Annotated in this window: 15 protein-coding genes; 11 read left to right on the forward strand and 4 right to left on the reverse strand. The window is 72.5% G+C overall.

Annotated elements, in window-relative coordinates:
- The first annotated feature begins 153 nt into the window (after positions 1-153).
- The 6 genes from FK529_RS09605 to FK529_RS09630 all read left to right on the forward strand — a co-directional run bounded on the left by FK529_RS09605 (position 154) and on the right by FK529_RS09630 (position 6,132).
- Complete coding sequence (locus FK529_RS09605; protein ID WP_146560769.1) at positions 154-972, forward strand: NUDIX hydrolase; 819 nt, start codon at positions 154-156, stop codon at positions 970-972.
- A gap of 113 nt (positions 973-1,085) precedes the next feature.
- Positions 1,086-1,886, forward strand: coding sequence for a GNAT family N-acetyltransferase (locus tag FK529_RS09610; protein WP_146560770.1), 801 nt, complete (start codon positions 1,086-1,088; stop codon positions 1,884-1,886).
- Between the two features lie 2 nt (positions 1,887-1,888).
- The gene (locus FK529_RS09615) at positions 1,889-2,773 is read left to right on the forward strand and encodes a lysophospholipid acyltransferase family protein (RefSeq protein WP_146560771.1); all 885 of its coding nucleotides are present in this window, start codon (positions 1,889-1,891) and stop codon (positions 2,771-2,773) included.
- A 50-nt stretch (positions 2,774-2,823) separates the two neighbouring features.
- On the forward strand, positions 2,824-4,029 hold the full coding sequence (locus tag FK529_RS09620) for a cysteine desulfurase family protein (protein ID WP_146560772.1): 1,206 nt from the start codon (positions 2,824-2,826) through the stop codon (positions 4,027-4,029).
- On the forward strand, positions 4,029-5,126 hold the full coding sequence (gene mnmA, locus FK529_RS09625) for a tRNA 2-thiouridine(34) synthase MnmA (RefSeq protein ID WP_146560773.1): 1,098 nt from the start codon (positions 4,029-4,031) through the stop codon (positions 5,124-5,126). Before FK529_RS09620 ends, mnmA begins: the two co-directional genes overlap by 1 nt.
- Entirely contained in the window at positions 5,119-6,132 is a 1,014-nt protein-coding gene (locus FK529_RS09630; RefSeq protein WP_146560774.1) for a uroporphyrinogen decarboxylase/cobalamine-independent methonine synthase family protein, read from the forward strand. The genes mnmA and FK529_RS09630 overlap by 8 nt, the downstream gene beginning before the upstream one ends.
- A 24-nt stretch (positions 6,133-6,156) precedes the next feature.
- Here FK529_RS09630 and FK529_RS09635 read toward each other — a convergent pair whose 3' ends face one another.
- Positions 6,157-6,558, reverse strand: coding sequence for an MmcQ/YjbR family DNA-binding protein (locus tag FK529_RS09635; protein ID WP_146560775.1), 402 nt, complete (start codon positions 6,556-6,558; stop codon positions 6,157-6,159).
- A 60-nt stretch (positions 6,559-6,618) separates the two neighbouring features.
- Here FK529_RS09635 and FK529_RS09640 point away from each other — a divergent pair, with 60 nt between their 5' ends.
- Positions 6,619-7,485 carry a TIGR03619 family F420-dependent LLM class oxidoreductase gene (locus FK529_RS09640; protein WP_146560776.1) on the forward strand — a complete coding sequence of 289 codons (867 nt, stop codon included), beginning with the start codon at positions 6,619-6,621 and terminating at the stop codon, positions 7,483-7,485.
- Here FK529_RS09640 and FK529_RS09645 read toward each other — a convergent pair.
- A complete protein-coding gene (locus tag FK529_RS09645; protein ID WP_146560777.1) occupies positions 7,482-7,907 on the reverse strand; it encodes a hypothetical protein in 426 nt (141 codons plus the stop codon). The two genes, FK529_RS09640 and FK529_RS09645, sit on opposite strands and share 4 nt — an antisense overlap.
- A gap of 122 nt (positions 7,908-8,029) precedes the next feature.
- On the opposite strand from FK529_RS09645, the gene ligA reads away from it, so the two are divergent.
- Positions 8,030-10,120 (forward strand): NAD-dependent DNA ligase LigA, encoded by a 2,091-nt coding sequence (gene ligA, locus FK529_RS09650; RefSeq protein WP_146560778.1) that lies wholly within the window; start codon positions 8,030-8,032, stop codon positions 10,118-10,120.
- A 13-nt stretch (positions 10,121-10,133) separates the two neighbouring features.
- Here ligA and hutH read toward each other — a convergent pair whose 3' ends face one another.
- Together hutH and FK529_RS09660 are read right to left on the reverse strand one after the other, a co-directional pair.
- Entirely contained in the window at positions 10,134-11,669 is a 1,536-nt protein-coding gene (gene hutH / locus FK529_RS09655) for a histidine ammonia-lyase (protein ID WP_146560779.1), read from the reverse strand.
- Positions 11,670-11,780: 111 nt separating this feature from the next.
- Positions 11,781-12,434, reverse strand: a complete 654-nt coding sequence (locus tag FK529_RS09660; protein WP_146560780.1) for an ACT domain-containing protein — start codon at positions 12,432-12,434, stop codon at positions 11,781-11,783.
- 141 nt (positions 12,435-12,575) lie between these two features.
- Here FK529_RS09660 and FK529_RS09665 point away from each other — a divergent pair, with 141 nt between their 5' ends.
- From FK529_RS09665 to FK529_RS09675, 3 genes are read left to right on the forward strand one after another with little or no spacing between them, the layout of a single operon-like run.
- Positions 12,576-13,193, forward strand: a complete 618-nt coding sequence (locus FK529_RS09665) for an antibiotic biosynthesis monooxygenase (protein ID WP_146560781.1) — start codon at positions 12,576-12,578, stop codon at positions 13,191-13,193.
- 56 nt (positions 13,194-13,249) lie between these two features.
- Positions 13,250-14,179, forward strand: coding sequence for a helix-turn-helix domain-containing protein (locus FK529_RS09670; protein WP_146560782.1), 930 nt, complete (start codon positions 13,250-13,252; stop codon positions 14,177-14,179).
- Positions 14,176-14,739 (forward strand): dihydrofolate reductase family protein, encoded by a 564-nt coding sequence (locus tag FK529_RS09675; protein WP_146560783.1) that lies wholly within the window; start codon positions 14,176-14,178, stop codon positions 14,737-14,739. The genes FK529_RS09670 and FK529_RS09675 overlap by 4 nt, the downstream gene beginning before the upstream one ends.
- Positions 14,740-14,741 lie beyond the last annotated feature (2 nt).

Genomic DNA, 14,741 nt, shown 5'->3' on the forward strand with positions numbered 1-14,741 from the left:
GGTGCACCCCCGGTGAACGCCCCGGCGGTCCGGCGTCTTCGCACCTTCGCGCCGCCGCCGTCACCCGGGCGCTCGAGCTCGACTGAATCGTCCGGCGAGCGGGAGGGTCCCGAACCCGACATCGGCGCGGGCCGGTCGCGATACGGTGAGCCGATGCCTTCGAACATCGAATCTCCCGCGGACCCGGTCCCGCCGCGGGATGCGGCCACCGTCGTGCTGGTCCGCGACGGCGCGGACGGGATCGAGGTCTTCCTGCAGCGCCGGGTGCAGCAGATGGCCTTCGCCGGCGGCATGACCGTCTTCCCGGGCGGCGGGGTGGACCCCCGCGACGGTGAGGTCGACCTCGCGTGGCATGGGCCCGGCGCGCTCTGGTGGGCGGAGCGGTTCGGAGCCGGCGAGCGCGGCGCGCGCCAGCTCGTCTGCGCCGCGGTGCGCGAGACCTTCGAGGAGTGCGGCGTCCTACTCGTCTCCGAGGCCGACGGCGGCGCACCCGATGTCGCCTCCCTTGCGCCCGCGCGCGCCAGGCTCGAGGCCAAGGAACTCTCCCTCGCCCAATTCCTCCGGGACGAGCGACTGGTGCTGCGCGCCGACCTGCTGCGCCCGCTCGCGCACTGGATCACCCCGAAGAACGAGAAGCGGCGTTACGACACCCGCTTCTTCCTCGCGGCGCTGCCGGAGGGGCAGCACGCCGACGACCGCACCAGCGAGGTCGAGGAGGCCGGCTGGCGGACCGCGACGCAGGCGCTCGCGGACTGGTCGGCGGGACGCTGCTTCCTCCTCCCGCCCACCTGGTCCCAGCTGCGCGCCGTGGCCCGCCACGGCACCGTCGCCGAGCTGCTCGCGGCCGAGCGGGTGATCGAATCCGTCGAGCCCGAGCTGCCGCTCGGTGGCGCCATCGACTCCCTGCGGTTCGCGGAAGCGGACGAGTACGTCGCGTCGATTCCGCCGGACATCCCGCGCCCGGCGCTGTGACAGGGGCGCGGCACCGGGGTGTATCCCGCTATTCACCCGCGTTCTCACAGGATTCACCGACGCGCTCGGTCGCGGTTCACCGGCAGGTCGCCTGACCGGCCCACTGTGAGGGCATGAGTACACCGGGAACACTGCTCACCGGCCGGACCCCCGCGCGCGAAACCCTGATCCACGGGTCCGAGTACGAGGTGGTGCTCACGACCCGTGCCGACGACGTCGATACGGTGCAGCGGCTGCGCTACGAGGTCTTCGGCTCGGAGCCGGGGTTCGAGGCCTCGATGGCGGGGGTCGTCGACGGCCGCGACGCCGACCGCTTCGACGAGTTCTGCGACCACCTCGTGATCCGGCACAAGCCCAGCGACGCGGTCGTCGGCTGCTACCGGATCCTCCCGCCGCCCGGAGCGATCGCCGCCGGGGGCCTCTACCTGGCCACGGAGTTCGAGCTCGGCGCGCTGGACCACATCCGCCCGGAGACGCTGGAGATGGGGCGGGCCTGCGTGCGCGCCGACCACCGCACCGGCGGCGTCCTGTGCCTCATGTGGGCGGGCCTGCTCGCCTACAGCGACCTGCGCGGGATCCGGTACGCGATGGGCGCCGTCAGCGTCCCGATGCAGTACGAGGGCTACGACCGCGGCGCGACGGTCCGCGCCGTCCGCGAGCTGGTCGACGCCAAGCACCGCTCCCAGTGGGTGGTGACCCCGCGGACCGAGGTCGAGGAGATCACCGCCGAGCCCGCGTCCCGCCGCACCTTCCCGCCGCTGGTCACCGGGTATCTCCGGATGAACGCGGAGATCCTCGGCGCGCCCAGCTTCGACCCGGTCTTCGACGTCGCCGACTTCCCGATGATCATCGACCGCACACGGTTCAATGTGCGCTACCTCGAACGGCTGCAGCAGGCGGCGGGAAGCCTCTGATCATGATCCCCGTCACGGAACTGGCCCGGCACCCCTGGCAACAGGTCTCCCCGTGCGACGGGGCCTGCTCCGACGGCGAGCCGCAGGAGACCGCGGCCTGGCTGCGGGCGGTGCGCTGGGCGGCGCTCGTGACGGTGCTGGTGTGCGGCCTGCTCGCCCTGGCGCTCGCCTACCCGTGCGGCGCGACGGCCCGGCGGGTCGTCATCCGCGGCGGCGCGCGGGCGATGCTGTTCTCGCTCGGGATGCGCGTCGAGCCGGTGGGCAACGTGCCGCTGCGCTCCCTGGTCGTGGCCAATCACCAGTCGCTACTGGACATCGTCGCGATCGCCTCGATCGCGCCCGCCGCGTTCGTCGCCAAGGCCGACATCTTCGATGTCCGCCCGGTCGCGACGCTCATGCGCGCGTTCGGCGCGATCCCGCTGCGCCGCGAGCGCCTGCGCGAGCTGCCGGGCACCGTCGATCACGTCGCGGACCTGCTCCGCCGGGGCGGTACCGTCGCGCTCTTCCCCGAGGGCACCACGTACTGCGGGGTCCACCGCGGCGACTTCCGGCCCGCCTTCTTCCAGGCCGCGATCGACGCCCGCGCCGACGTGGTGCCCGTCTCGTTGCGCTACTCGATGCGGCTGCCCGGACCTGCACGCGGCGCGCGGCAGAGCACCGTCGCGGCCTACGTCGGCGACGACACCGAGATCAGCACCCTCTCCCGCGTCATCGCCGCGCGCGGCGTCGCCGTCCGCGTGCACGCCACCGAGGTGATCGACGCCGGCCAGTGGGTCACCGCAGGCCGCGGGGCGCTCGCCGCGCGGGCCGAGGCTGCCGTCTTCGCCGACGCAGAGTTCGACGGTGCGGTCGCGGCGGCCCCTGTCGAGGCGGCCCGGGCCGCCTGACCGCCGGACGGTATCGGCGCGGAGGGAGCCCGGCGTATCCTGGGGACGCGATGACTCCTGACCGCGAGAAGACCGTCTACCTCGACCACGCCGCGGACACCCCGATGGTGCCCGAGGCGCTGGCGGCGATGGCGCAGGCGTCCGCGCAACCGGGCAATGCCTCCTCGCAGCACGGCTCCGGCCGCCGAGCGCGCCGCATCCTCGAGGAATCGCGCGAGTCGATCGCCCGTGAGTTGGGTGCCCGTCCCTCCGAGGTGGTCTTCACGGGCGGAGGGACCGAGGCCGTGAACCTCGCCGTCAAGGGCCTGTACTGGGCGCGCCGCGCCGCGAACCCCGACGCCGTGACGGTGATCGCCTCCGCGGTCGAGCACCACGCCGTGCTCGATGCGATCGCGTGGCTCGGCGAGCACGAGGGCGCCGTCGTGCGGCTGTTGCCCGTGGATCACCGTGGGCTCGTCGACCCCGCCGACCTGCGATCCGCGCTCGAGGAGGCGGCCGGCACCGTCGCGCTGGTCAGCGTCATGTGGGCCAACAACGAGGTCGGCACGATGCAGCCGATCGCCGAGCTCGCCACCGAGTGCGCCCGCCACGACGTGCCGATGCACTCCGACGCCACGCAGGCCACCGGCCACGTGCCCATCGATTTCGACGCCAGCGGCCTCGCCGTGCTCACCAACGCCGCGCACAAGTTCGGCGGACCGCAGGGCGTGGGCACCATGCTCATCGGCCGGAACGTCGCCCTGGTGCCGCTGGTCCACGGCGGCGGCCACGAGCGCGATCTGCGCTCCGGCACGCCCAACGTCGCCGGCGCCGCCGGCATGGCCGCCGCGCTGACCGCGGCGGTCGGGCGGATGGACGAGGAGTCCCCCCGCCGTGCCGCGCTGCGTGACCGCTTGATCGCGGGCGTCCGCGGCCTCGAGGGCGTCGTCATCAACGGCGGCGCCGCGCACGGCATCCCGGCGCTGCCGGGCATCGCGCACGTCTCCTTCGCCGGCTGCGAGGGCGACTCGTTGCTCATGCTGCTCGACGCCCGCGGCATCGAATGCGCCACCGGCTCCGCCTGCAGCGCCGGCGTCGCCCGGGTCAGTCACGTCCTCGAGGCCATGGGCGCCGACGCCGGTGTTGCGCGCGGCTCGCTGCGCTTCTCCTTCGGCCCGGAGACGACCGAGGCCGATATCGACGCGGTGCTCGACGCGCTCGCGCAGGTCGTCGACCGGGCCCGCGCCGCCGGGCTCAGCTTCACCGGGGCCCGCTGATGCGCGTGCTGGCCGCGATGAGCGGTGGCGTGGACTCCGCCGTCGCGGCGGCGCGGGCGGTCGAGGCCGGCCACGACGTGGTGGGCGTGCACCTGGCACTGTCCGAGGCGCCGGGAACCCTGCGGACCGGCGCGCGGGGCTGCTGCTCCAAGGAGGACGCCGGCGATGCCCGCCGCGCCGCCGACGTCCTGGGTATCCCCTTCTACGTCTGGGATTTCGCCGACCGCTTCCGTGAGGACGTGATCGACGACTTCGTCGCCGCCTACGCCGCGGGAGAGACGCCGAATCCGTGCCTGCGTTGCAACGAGAAGATCAAGTTCTCCGCGCTCGCCGAGCGGGCGTACGCGCTGGGCTTCGACGCCGTCGCGACCGGCCACTACGCGCGCCTCGAGGGCGGCCGACTGCGCCGCGCTGTCGACGCCGACAAGGACCAGTCGTACGTGCTCGCCGTACTCACCGCCGAGCAACTCTCGCGCGCGCTGTTCCCCGTCGGCGACACGCCGAAGCCGCTGATCCGCGAGGAGGCCGCCCGCCGCGGCCTCGCGCTGGCGGACAAGCCCGACAGCCATGACATCTGCTTCATCCCGTCCGGTGACACGCAGGCCTTCCTCGGCGCCCGCATCGGCGTCCGGCCCGGCGCCGTCATCGACGGCGAGACCGGCGAACGGCTCGGCGAGCACGCCGGCGTCCACGAGTTCACGATCGGCCAGCGCAAGGGTCTCGGCCTGCCCGGCCCCGCCCGCGACGGCGAGCCCCGCTACGTCACCGCCATCGACGCCGCCACCGGGGAGGTGACAGTCGGGCGCGGCGAGCGTCTCGATGTCACCCGCATCGTCGCCGACGGTGCCGTCTGGACCTCCGGGAGCGCGCCGTCCGGCCCCGTCGAGGCGGTGGTGCAGGTGCGCGCGCACGGCGGCCTCGCCCCGGTGACCGTCCGCGCCGACGGCGATCGCCTCGTGATGGACCTCGCGACGCCGCTGCGGGGCGTGGCCCCCGGGCAGGCCGCGGTGCTATACGCCCCGGACCCCGAGCGCGGCGACCTGGTACTGGGCTCGGGCACGATCCGCTCGACCGCGCACGACGGCGCGCATGTCTGATTCCCTCGCGCCGCTGGTCGGAGGGGTGACGGGGATCGGCTCGGTGCCCGGAACGGATCCCCGGGAGGCGGCCGCCACCGTCGTGGGCGAGCTCGAGGTTCCCTTCCTGCCCGAACTCCCGCACCGGGGGATCGGCGCCGACATGATCGGCCGCGCCGCCGGCCTATTCGTCGACATCGGGCTGGACGTCTCCACCACTGGTTACCGGATCGGGGTGCGCGACGGCCGCGTTGCGCGGCGCACCGGCGACTACCTGGAGCGGGACCTCGACGCCTTCGAGGAGGCGTACGAGCTCGCCGGTCGCCGGGGCGGTGGACTGGTCAAGACCCAGTTCGCGGGCCCGTTGACGCTCGCCGCGGGCCTGGAGTTGCCGAACGGCCACCGCGTGGCCCGCGACCGCGGAGCGATGCGCGACATCGCGGCCTCGCTCGCGGAGGGCCTGGTCCGGCACATCGCCGACCTGCGGCGACGGCTGGGCGCCGCGGTCGTGCTGCAGCTCGACGAGCCCTCGCTGTGGTCGGTCGTGCACGGTACCGTCCCCGCGCTCACCAAGCTGGACCCGGTGCGCGCCGTCCCCGCGCCCGAGGCCGCCGAGCTGCTCGGTGCCGTGGTCGAGGCCCTCCAGGACGACGGGGCCCCGGTCCTGCTGCACCTGTGCGGACCCATCGACTGGGGCGTCGTCCGCCGGGTCCCCGTCGATGGCGCGCTGCTCGACGCGACGCGGCTCTCCGCGGCCGACTACGAGGGCTTCGGGGAACTCGCCGAGTCGCGGACCGTCGTGGGATTGGGCCTCGCGCCCGCGGTGCCGGGCCCGCGCCGCCGGACTCCGCAGGAACTGGCCGCCCCGGCCTTGCAGCTCTACGACGAGGTCGGCCTGCCGCGGCGCGAGCTCGCCCGCGCGACGGTGACGCCCGTATGTGGTTCGCCCGATTCGCCCGGGATCCGACCGATTCTCGACACGTGCAAGGAGATCCGTTCGGTCGTGGCCGAGGCGTCGGTGGCCTAGCCGGCGAGGGGCCGGGACGCTCCGCTACGCCCCCTCGAGCGCGGCGATCGCGCGCTTCGGGGCGATCTGCCGGTAGCTCGCGTCGACGAGTTCGCGCACCTCGTCCCAGTCGACGGTGCCGATCGTCAGGTCGAGTCCGATCCAGCCGGCGGACGCCAGGTACGCGGGCAGGTAGAACCGCGCGTCCTGCTCGAGCGCCGCGCGTTCGGCGGGGTCCGCGATGAACAACACGCTCGTGTTGCGCTGCTCGTGCGGCCGCGTGGCGGTCTTCTTCGTGCCGCCGCCGTACATCGCGAACATCTTGCCGCAGCGGAACGTCGGGCGGCCGTGGGCGATCTTCTCCGTGGCTTCGGGGAACGCGAGCGCGATCGTCCGCACCTGCGCGAGCACCGGATCGTCGTCGGAGAACATGATCGGATGGGGCATGTCCAGAGACCTTAGGGCGGATCGCACCCGCTCGCCGGTGGAACATGTTCTACTGCGAGGGTGAGTGATCAGCGGCCCCGCGTCGGCATCGTCCAGTTCACCTCCGATCGGGGCCTGCCACCCCAGCGACTTGCGCCGCTGATCGAGGCGGCCGGCTTCGCGTCCTACTTCGTGCCCGAGCACGGGCACATTCCCACCCGGCGCGACGCCGCCCACCCAGGGACCGGCACGGCCGAGCTCCCCGACGACCGCTACCTGCGCACCCTCGACCCGTGGACCTCGCTCGCGGCGGCCGCGGCGGTGACCGAGCGGATCGAGCTCGCGACCGCCGTCGCGCTGCCGGTGCAGGCCGACCCGATCACCCTCGCGAAGACGATCGCCACCGTCGATCACCTCTCCAGCGGACGCGTCGCCCTCGGCGTCGGTTTCGGCTGGAACCTCGACGAGCTCGCCGACCACGGCGTGCCCGCGGGGCGCCGCCGGACGATGCTGCGTGAGTATCTCGAGGCAATGCGGGCGCTCTGGCGCGACGAGGAGGCGCAGTACGAGGGTGAATTCGTCCGCTTCGGCCCGAGCTGGGCCTGGCCCAAGCCGTCGCGCGCGGTGCCCGTCCTCGTCGGGGCGGGCGGCACCGACAAGAACTTCTCCTGGATCGCGAAGAACGCCGACGGCTGGATCACGACCCCGCAGGACCGGGGGATCGCCGCCGCCGCGCGCCGGTTCGCCGCGATTTGGCGGGAGCACGGGCGTGACGGTGCCCCGCGCATCGTCGCGCTCGACGGCAGCCCCGAACGGGACCGGCTGGCCCGCTGGGCCGAGGCCGGCGTGACGGACGTCCTGTACCCCGCTGTCGACACCGACGAGGGCGCCGCTGCGGAGCACCTGCGCCGCGTCGCCGGCGCGGTCGCTGGAGCGAGCGTGTCCTAGGAGATCCGTACGGAGCTGTGACACTCCAGTGCCGGCGGGTCGATGCCGATCCGTTCGGTCCGCACGGTGAAGACGACCGTGCCGGGCTGCGTGGGCACGCGGTCGAAGATTGCGAGGCCATCACTCAGCGGGGCCGTCGACACCGAGCCCTGTGCGCCGGTGTCGAGGTTGCGCCACCGCAGGCTCGCGTTCCAGTCCGCGTCCTTCCACGGCGTCGGGATGACGGAAACGCCCATCTCGCCGGGGATCACCGCGGGCGGCGCGGGCGCCTGCTGACGCACCGCGTTGGCAGCGTAGGCGACGATACCGTTGGGGTCGTTTGCGCAGAGCGAGCCCACATCGGCGCCGGCCGCGGGGGCGAGTGCGGCCGTGAGTAGCGCAGTCGACGCGGCGCCGATCACGCTGGTTCGGGTGACATGCATGGCGATCCTTCCGTCGGGTCGATCGCAGCACCGCCGGCTGGATGCCGCTCACATGTGTGATCGTGGCCGCGGGCGCCGAGCGTTACCGCTTCCTGTCAGGCGGCTGGACTAATCTTCTGGGCATGGCCGAGGAGCTGACCGAGGACGACCGCCGTGCGTGGCAGGAACTCGCGGAGGAGGTGCGCGGGCACCAGTTCCGGTACTACGTGCAGGACGCGCCCGTGCTCTCCGATGGGGAGTTCGACGCGTTGCTGCGCCGCCTGCAGGACCTGGAGACGGCTTTCCCGGAGCTCGCGGTGGCCGATTCGCCCACCAAACTGGTGGGCGGCGGCTTCTCCACCGAGTTCACGGCGGTCGATCACCTCGAGCGGATGATGTCGCTGGACAACGTCTTCGACGAGGGCGAGCTGCGCGACTGGATCGCGCGGGTGCAGAAGGACGTCGGCGGCGAGGTCGTCCTGCTCACCGAGCTCAAGATCGACGGCGTCGCGCTGAACCTCGTGTACGAGAACGGCTCCCTGGTGCGCGGCGCCACGCGCGGTGACGGCCGCACCGGCGAGGACGTCACGCTGAACGCGCGCACCCTGCGGGACGTGCCGCACGTGCTCACCCCGTCGGACGAGTTCCCGATCCCGGAGGTCCTCGAGGTGCGCGGGGAGGTCTTCTTCCGCCTCGCCGATTTCGAGGAGCTCAACGCCGGTCTCGTCGCGGAGGGCAAGCCGCCCTTCGCCAATCCGCGCAACTCCGCGGCCGGATCACTGCGGCAGAAGAACCCGCAGATCACCTCGCGCCGCCGGCTCGGGATGATCTGCCACGGCCTCGGGCGGATCCAGGGCCAGTGGTCGCCGTCCTCGCTGCACGACGCCTACCGTGCTCTCGCCGCGTGGGGGCTGCCCGTCTCGGCCCACACCAAGCAGGTGACGGGGGCCGATGCGGTGGTGGACCGCGTGCTCTACTGGGGCGAGCACCGGCACGACCCGGAGCACGAGATCGACGGCTTGGTGGTGAAGGTCGACGAGATCTCCCTCCAGCGCCGCCTGGGCGCCACCTCCCGCGCGCCGCGATGGGCCATCGCCTACAAGTACCCCCCGGAGGAGGTGACCACGAAGCTGCTCGACATCCGGGTCAACGTCGGCCGTACGGGCCGCGTCACTCCGTACGCCTACATGGCGCCGGTCACCGTCGCCGGCTCGACGGTGGAATTCGCGACGCTGCACAACGCCTCCGAGGTGGAACGCAAGGGGGTCCTCATCGGCGACACGGTCACCATTCGCAAGGCGGGCGACGTGATTCCCGAGGTACTGGGCCCGGTCGTCGACCTGCGCGACGGCAGCGAGCGGGCCTTCGTCATGCCGGTCACCTGCCCGGAGTGCGGCGCGACGCTCGCCCCGTCGAAGGAGGGCGACGCCGACATCCGCTGCCCCAATACGGAGACCTGCCCCGCGCAGCTCCGTGAGCGGCTGTTCTACCTGGCGGGCCGCACTTGCTTCGACATCGAGGGCCTGGGCTACGAGGCGGCCTCCGCGCTCACCGCCTCACCGGTGCTGCACAACGAGGGCGACGTCTTCTCGCTCACCGCGGAGGACCTGCTGCAGGTCCCGCTGTTCACCAACGACGGCGGTGGGCTCTCCGCCAACGCGCAGCGCCTGCTCACCAATCTCGATGTGGCCAAGAACAAGCCGCTGTGGCGGGTACTCGTGGGGCTGTCGATCCGGCACGTCGGGCCGTCGGCCGCGCGCGCGCTCGCGCAGGAGCTCGGCAGCCTCGACGCCATCGCGGAAGCCGATGTCGATCGGCTGGCCGAGGTCGACGGGGTGGGCCGCACGATCGCCGAGGCGGTGATCGACTGGTTCACGGTCGACTGGCACCGCGAGATCATCGAGAAGTGGCGCGCCGCCGGCGTGCGCCTCGAGGATGAGCGAGACGAATCGGTGCAGCGCACCCTCGAGGGCATGTCCATCGTGGTCACCGGGTCACTGCAGAACTACTCGCGCGACGAAGCCAAGGAGGCGATCCTGGTGCGCGGCGGCAAGGCCGCGGGCAGCGTCTCGAAGAAGACGGCCTTCGTGGTGATCGGCGATGCGCCGGGCTCCAAGGCCGAGAAGGCGGAGCAACTGGGGGTGCCGATCCTCGACGAGGACGGCTTCACCACATTACTGGCGGAGGGGCCGGACGCGGTGCGGCTACCCGCCGCCGACGAGCCTGAGGCGTAATGAACGCCGGGGATCAGGCCAGGTCGCCCGCGACGCGCTCCGCGGCCCCGACGAGCGCGCCGGAGGCGGCGAGTTCGACGACCGCCTCGATCTCGGGGGCGAGGTACCGGTCGGTGCCGGGGCCCTCGACGCGGCTGCGGATGAGGTCGCGGACGGCGCCGGTCGCCGCAGCAGGGTGCAGCGGGGCGCGCAGGTCGATCGCGCGGGCCGCGGTCAGGGCCTCGATCGCCAGGACGCGGGTCAGGCCGTCGATCGCGCGGCGCAGCTTGCGCGCGGCGGACCAGCCCATCGACACGTGGTCCTCCTGCATCGCGGAGGAGGGGATCGAGTCCACCGACGACGGTGCCGCGAGCCGCTTGAGCTCGGAGACGATCGCGGCCTGGGTGTACTGCGCGATCATGTGGCCCGAGTCGACGCCCGGGTCGTCCGCGAGGAACGGGTTCAGCCCGTGGTTGCGCGCCTTGTCGAGGAACCGGTCCGTGCGCCGCTCGCTCATCGACGCCACGTCGGCGGCGACGATGGCGAGGAAGTCCAGGACGTAGGCGACCGGGGCGCCGTGGAAGTTGCCGTTCGACTCGACGCGACCGTCGAGCGTGATGACGGGGTTGTCCACGGCGCTGGCGAGCTCGTACCCGGCGACGGCCTCCGCGTGCGCGACGGTGTCGCGGGCGGCGCCGGCGACGATCGGGGCGCAGCGCAGCGAGTAGGCGTCCTGCACCACTGCGGTGTCGTTGCGATGGCTCGCGACGATAGGCGAACCGTCGAGCAGGCGCGCCATGTTCGCGGCCGCGACGGCCTGCCCGGGCTGAGGCCGCAGGGCCTGCAGGTCGGCGGCGAAGACGCGGTCGGTGCCCAGGAGGCCCTCGACGGTCATCGCCGCGGTGATATCCGCGAGTGTGAGGAGGCCTCGCAGGTCGTGGCAGGCCATGACGAGCATGCCGAGCATGCCGTCGGTGCCGTTGATGAGGGCGAGTCCCTCCTTCTCCTCCAGCACCACGGGGGTGATCCCGGCGGCCGCTAGGGCCTGCGCGGCGGGGACGAGCGCATCGTCGGCCGTGCGAACCGTGCCCTCGCCGATGACCGCGAGCGCGCAGTGCGCCAGGGGCGCGAGATCGCCCGAGCAGCCCAGACTGCCGTACTCGTGCACGACGGGGGTGATACCCGCGGTGAGCAACGCGGCGTAGGTCTGCGCGACCTCCGGGCGCACGCCGGTGCGCCCGGTCGCGAGGGTGGACAGGCGCAGCAGCATGAGGCCCCGGATCACCTCGCGCTCGACCTCCGGCCCGGAGCCGGCGGCGTGCGACCGGATCAGGCTGCGCTGCAACTGCTTGCGCAGTTCGGTGGGGATGTGCCGGGTGGCCAGCGCGCCGAAGCCGGTGGACACGCCGTACACGGGATCGGGACTGTCGGCGAGCGCACGGATGTGCGCGCGGGTGGCGGCCATCGCGTCCAGCGACTCCTGTGACAGCTCCACGGCGGCGCCCTCGCGGGCGACCCGCAGGACGTCCTCGGGGCTGACGGGGCCGATGCCGACGGTGACGGTGGTCATCAGATCTTCTCCAGTTCGACTGTCGGAGTGCGGCGGGTCACACCCCGGTGGATACGGCGCTGTCTATACCAACGCGAAAGACTGTCTCGGCCGATGCCGGCCTCGCTGCACCTAGCGGACCAGCACCGTCGCCACGATGCCTGCGAGGTAGCCCAGCCGTGCCACCTCGGACGGGCGGAAGTCCGGGCCGCCGGGCCGGCCGACGAGCACGACCTTGCCGATCGCGCCCAACGGTGCCGCGGCCAGCTTCGTGTCGACCTGCTGCCAGGCCTCCGGTACCCAATCGGCCTCGGCATCGAGGACGACGGGTCCGTGGAGCGGCAGGAAGTCGAGGTGCGCCGGCGGCGTCTCCGGCAGGCCGGAGGAGCCGAAGACCGGCCAGGGCGTGTCGGAGGTATTGCCCAGCACGGCGCACCAGCCCACCCGCAGCACACGCGGCACTTGGTCTGCGAGCAGTTGCAGCTGGTCGCGGCCCGCCGCGGCGACGTGATCGATGAGTTCCAGCTCGCGATGGGTGTCCAGCACGTCGGCGTACGGGCGGATCGAATCGACGGTGATGCCGTCCAGGGACTCCGCGGCGGTGATCAGGGTGTCGGGCAGCGACTGCGGCCCCAGGTCCACCACGATGTCGTCCACCGCGTAGCCGTCGCCGCGCTCCACGACGTCGAGCGAGAGGATGTCGGCGCCCACCGAGCCGAGGGCCACGGCCAGAGAACCCAGGCTGCCGGGGCGGTCGGTGAGGCGAACGCGCAGGAGATAGGACACTCCCCGATTGTGGCACCCGGGCCATCGCCGCGCTGATCCTGCCCGGTCTCGGTGCGGCAATCCCGGCGCCCCGGCAGGGCGTCGGCAAGATCACACCGCCACGGTTGGTGTCACGGGCCGTCGGCCCCGACACTGGTGCACATGCCCCACACCGAGACCCGGTCGGAGGCAGAAGAGGCTCACAAGGCCTCGCTGACCTCCGTCGCCCGACGTATCGCTCCCGGCCGCGAGCACGAATTCCTGGCCTGGACCGAAGCGGGGATCGCGCTGGCCCGAACCTATCGCGGCTTCCTGGGCGGCGGGTGGGTCCGATCCGCGGACGACCCCGAGCTCTACTTCGTGATCTACCGCTTCGCCTCCGACGAGGAGTTGAACGACTGGCAGCGCTCCCGTGTGCGCAAGCACTGGCTCGAGCGGTGCGAGGGCCTCGCCGTCGAGACCGCCACGCACCGGCTGTCCGGGATCGAGGGCTGGTTCGAGCCGCAGGCCGACGGTGCCGGCCCCGTGGCTTCCCCGGTCACCGCGGTGCCGCCGCGGTGGAAGCAGGCCGTCGCTATCTGGCTCGGCTTCCTCCCGCTGTCGCTGCTGATCAACTTCCTGGTGCTGCCGCACCTGACGTTCCTGCCCGCGCACGGCTGGGGCCTCGTCGGCCGCACCGTGATCGCGACACTGATCAACACCCCGCTCATGGTCTTCCTGGTCCTGCCGTGGGTCACGGCACGACTCAAGCCGTGGCTGGAGCGGCGCTCGCTGACCTGACGAAGTAGCAAGAACGGTCAAGCGGCGGGGCGGCTCCACGGTCGATACTGGTTCCCATGCCCGAACCCGTCGACCCGCTGCGCCGACTCCTCGAGTCCGTCCTCGCCGATGCGCACGACAGCCTCGACGCGATGGCCACCGGCGCGCACAGCTCGCTGCATCACTTCGCCCGGCAGGTACGTGCCCGCGCGGGCGAATCGCCGGTCGCGCTGCGTCGCCGGGTCCTGCTCGAGCGCGCCGCCTGGGAGCTGCAGCGCGGGTCGACGGTGACCGACGCCGCCTTCGCCGCGGGATACGAATCCGTCGAGGGCTTCATCCGTGCTTTCGCCCGCGCCTACGGGCATTCGCCCTCGCAGCTCCCCGCCACCGTCGGGCACTGGCTGCCGTCGCCGAACGGCCTGCACTTCCACTCGCCGACGGTGCTGTACGTCGAGGGCGGGAAGGAGGAATCGACGGGCGACGTGCTCGCGCTGCAGATCCAGCACGACGCCGCCGACATCGGTGCGCTGCTCGATGCGGTGGCGGAGCTGCCGGACGAGGAGTACCGGAGGGTGCGGCTCCCCGGATCGACCCCGCGGCACTGGGACGGGCCGGACGAGTCGCTCGCCCAGGTGATGTGGCACCTCGTGCACAGCACCGGGCCGTGGCTCGCGACGATCGCGGGCGACCCCGAGCCCCGGCGCGATCCCGACGCCGCTCCCGATGTTCTTCGCGCCCACCACGAACGGATCTCGCCGCGGTGGCTGGGACTGATCCGCGACATCGAACGCCGTGGGGCGTGGGGCGATCGGGTGATCGACGCGCTCTGCGATCCGCCCGAGTCCTTCCTGCTCTCGCAGATCGTGGTGCACGAGCTGACCTTCTCCGCGCACCGTCGGCTGCTGGCGCGCTGGATGCTGGCCGATGCCGGCGTCGCTCTCGACACCCCCGAACTGGACCCCGATCCCATCATCTGGCACCGACGCATCACCGGAGGAGCACCATGACCGCCTACTCGTACTACACCGCGTCCACGCTCGACGGCTTCCTCGCCGACGAGAACGACAGCCTGGACTGGCTGCTGAGCCAGCCGATCGACGACGGCGGGCCGATGAACATCGAGGAGTACATGGCCGGAGTCGGCGCGATCGTGATGGGCTACACCACCTACCAGTGGGTGGTCGATCGGGTCGAGGCCGGCGACGAGCCGTGGTACTACGGCGACTACGCGGTGTTCGTCTTCACCCACCGGGAGCTGGAACCGATCCACCCCGGGGTGCGCTTCGTGGCGGGCGCCCCGGCCGAGCTCCGCGGGACGATCGAGGAGGCCGCGGGGGAGAAGGGCGTGTGGGTGGTCGGTGGCGGTGATCTCGCGGCCCAGTTCGCCGAGGCGGGCATGCTCGACGAGGTGGTGATCAGCTACGCACCCGCCACCGTCGGGTCCGGGCGGCCCTTGTTCCCGCGCGCCTTCGACTTCGAGCTCGTCGAGTGGGCGCGCAACAAGTCCTTCCTCTGCGGTCGCTACCGGGTGGTGGGCGCGAGGACGGCCGCGCCGCCTAGGATCTAGGG

Source organism: Tsukamurella asaccharolytica (genome assembly GCF_007858435.1).
Lineage (GTDB): Bacteria > Actinomycetota > Actinomycetes > Mycobacteriales > Mycobacteriaceae > Tsukamurella > Tsukamurella asaccharolytica.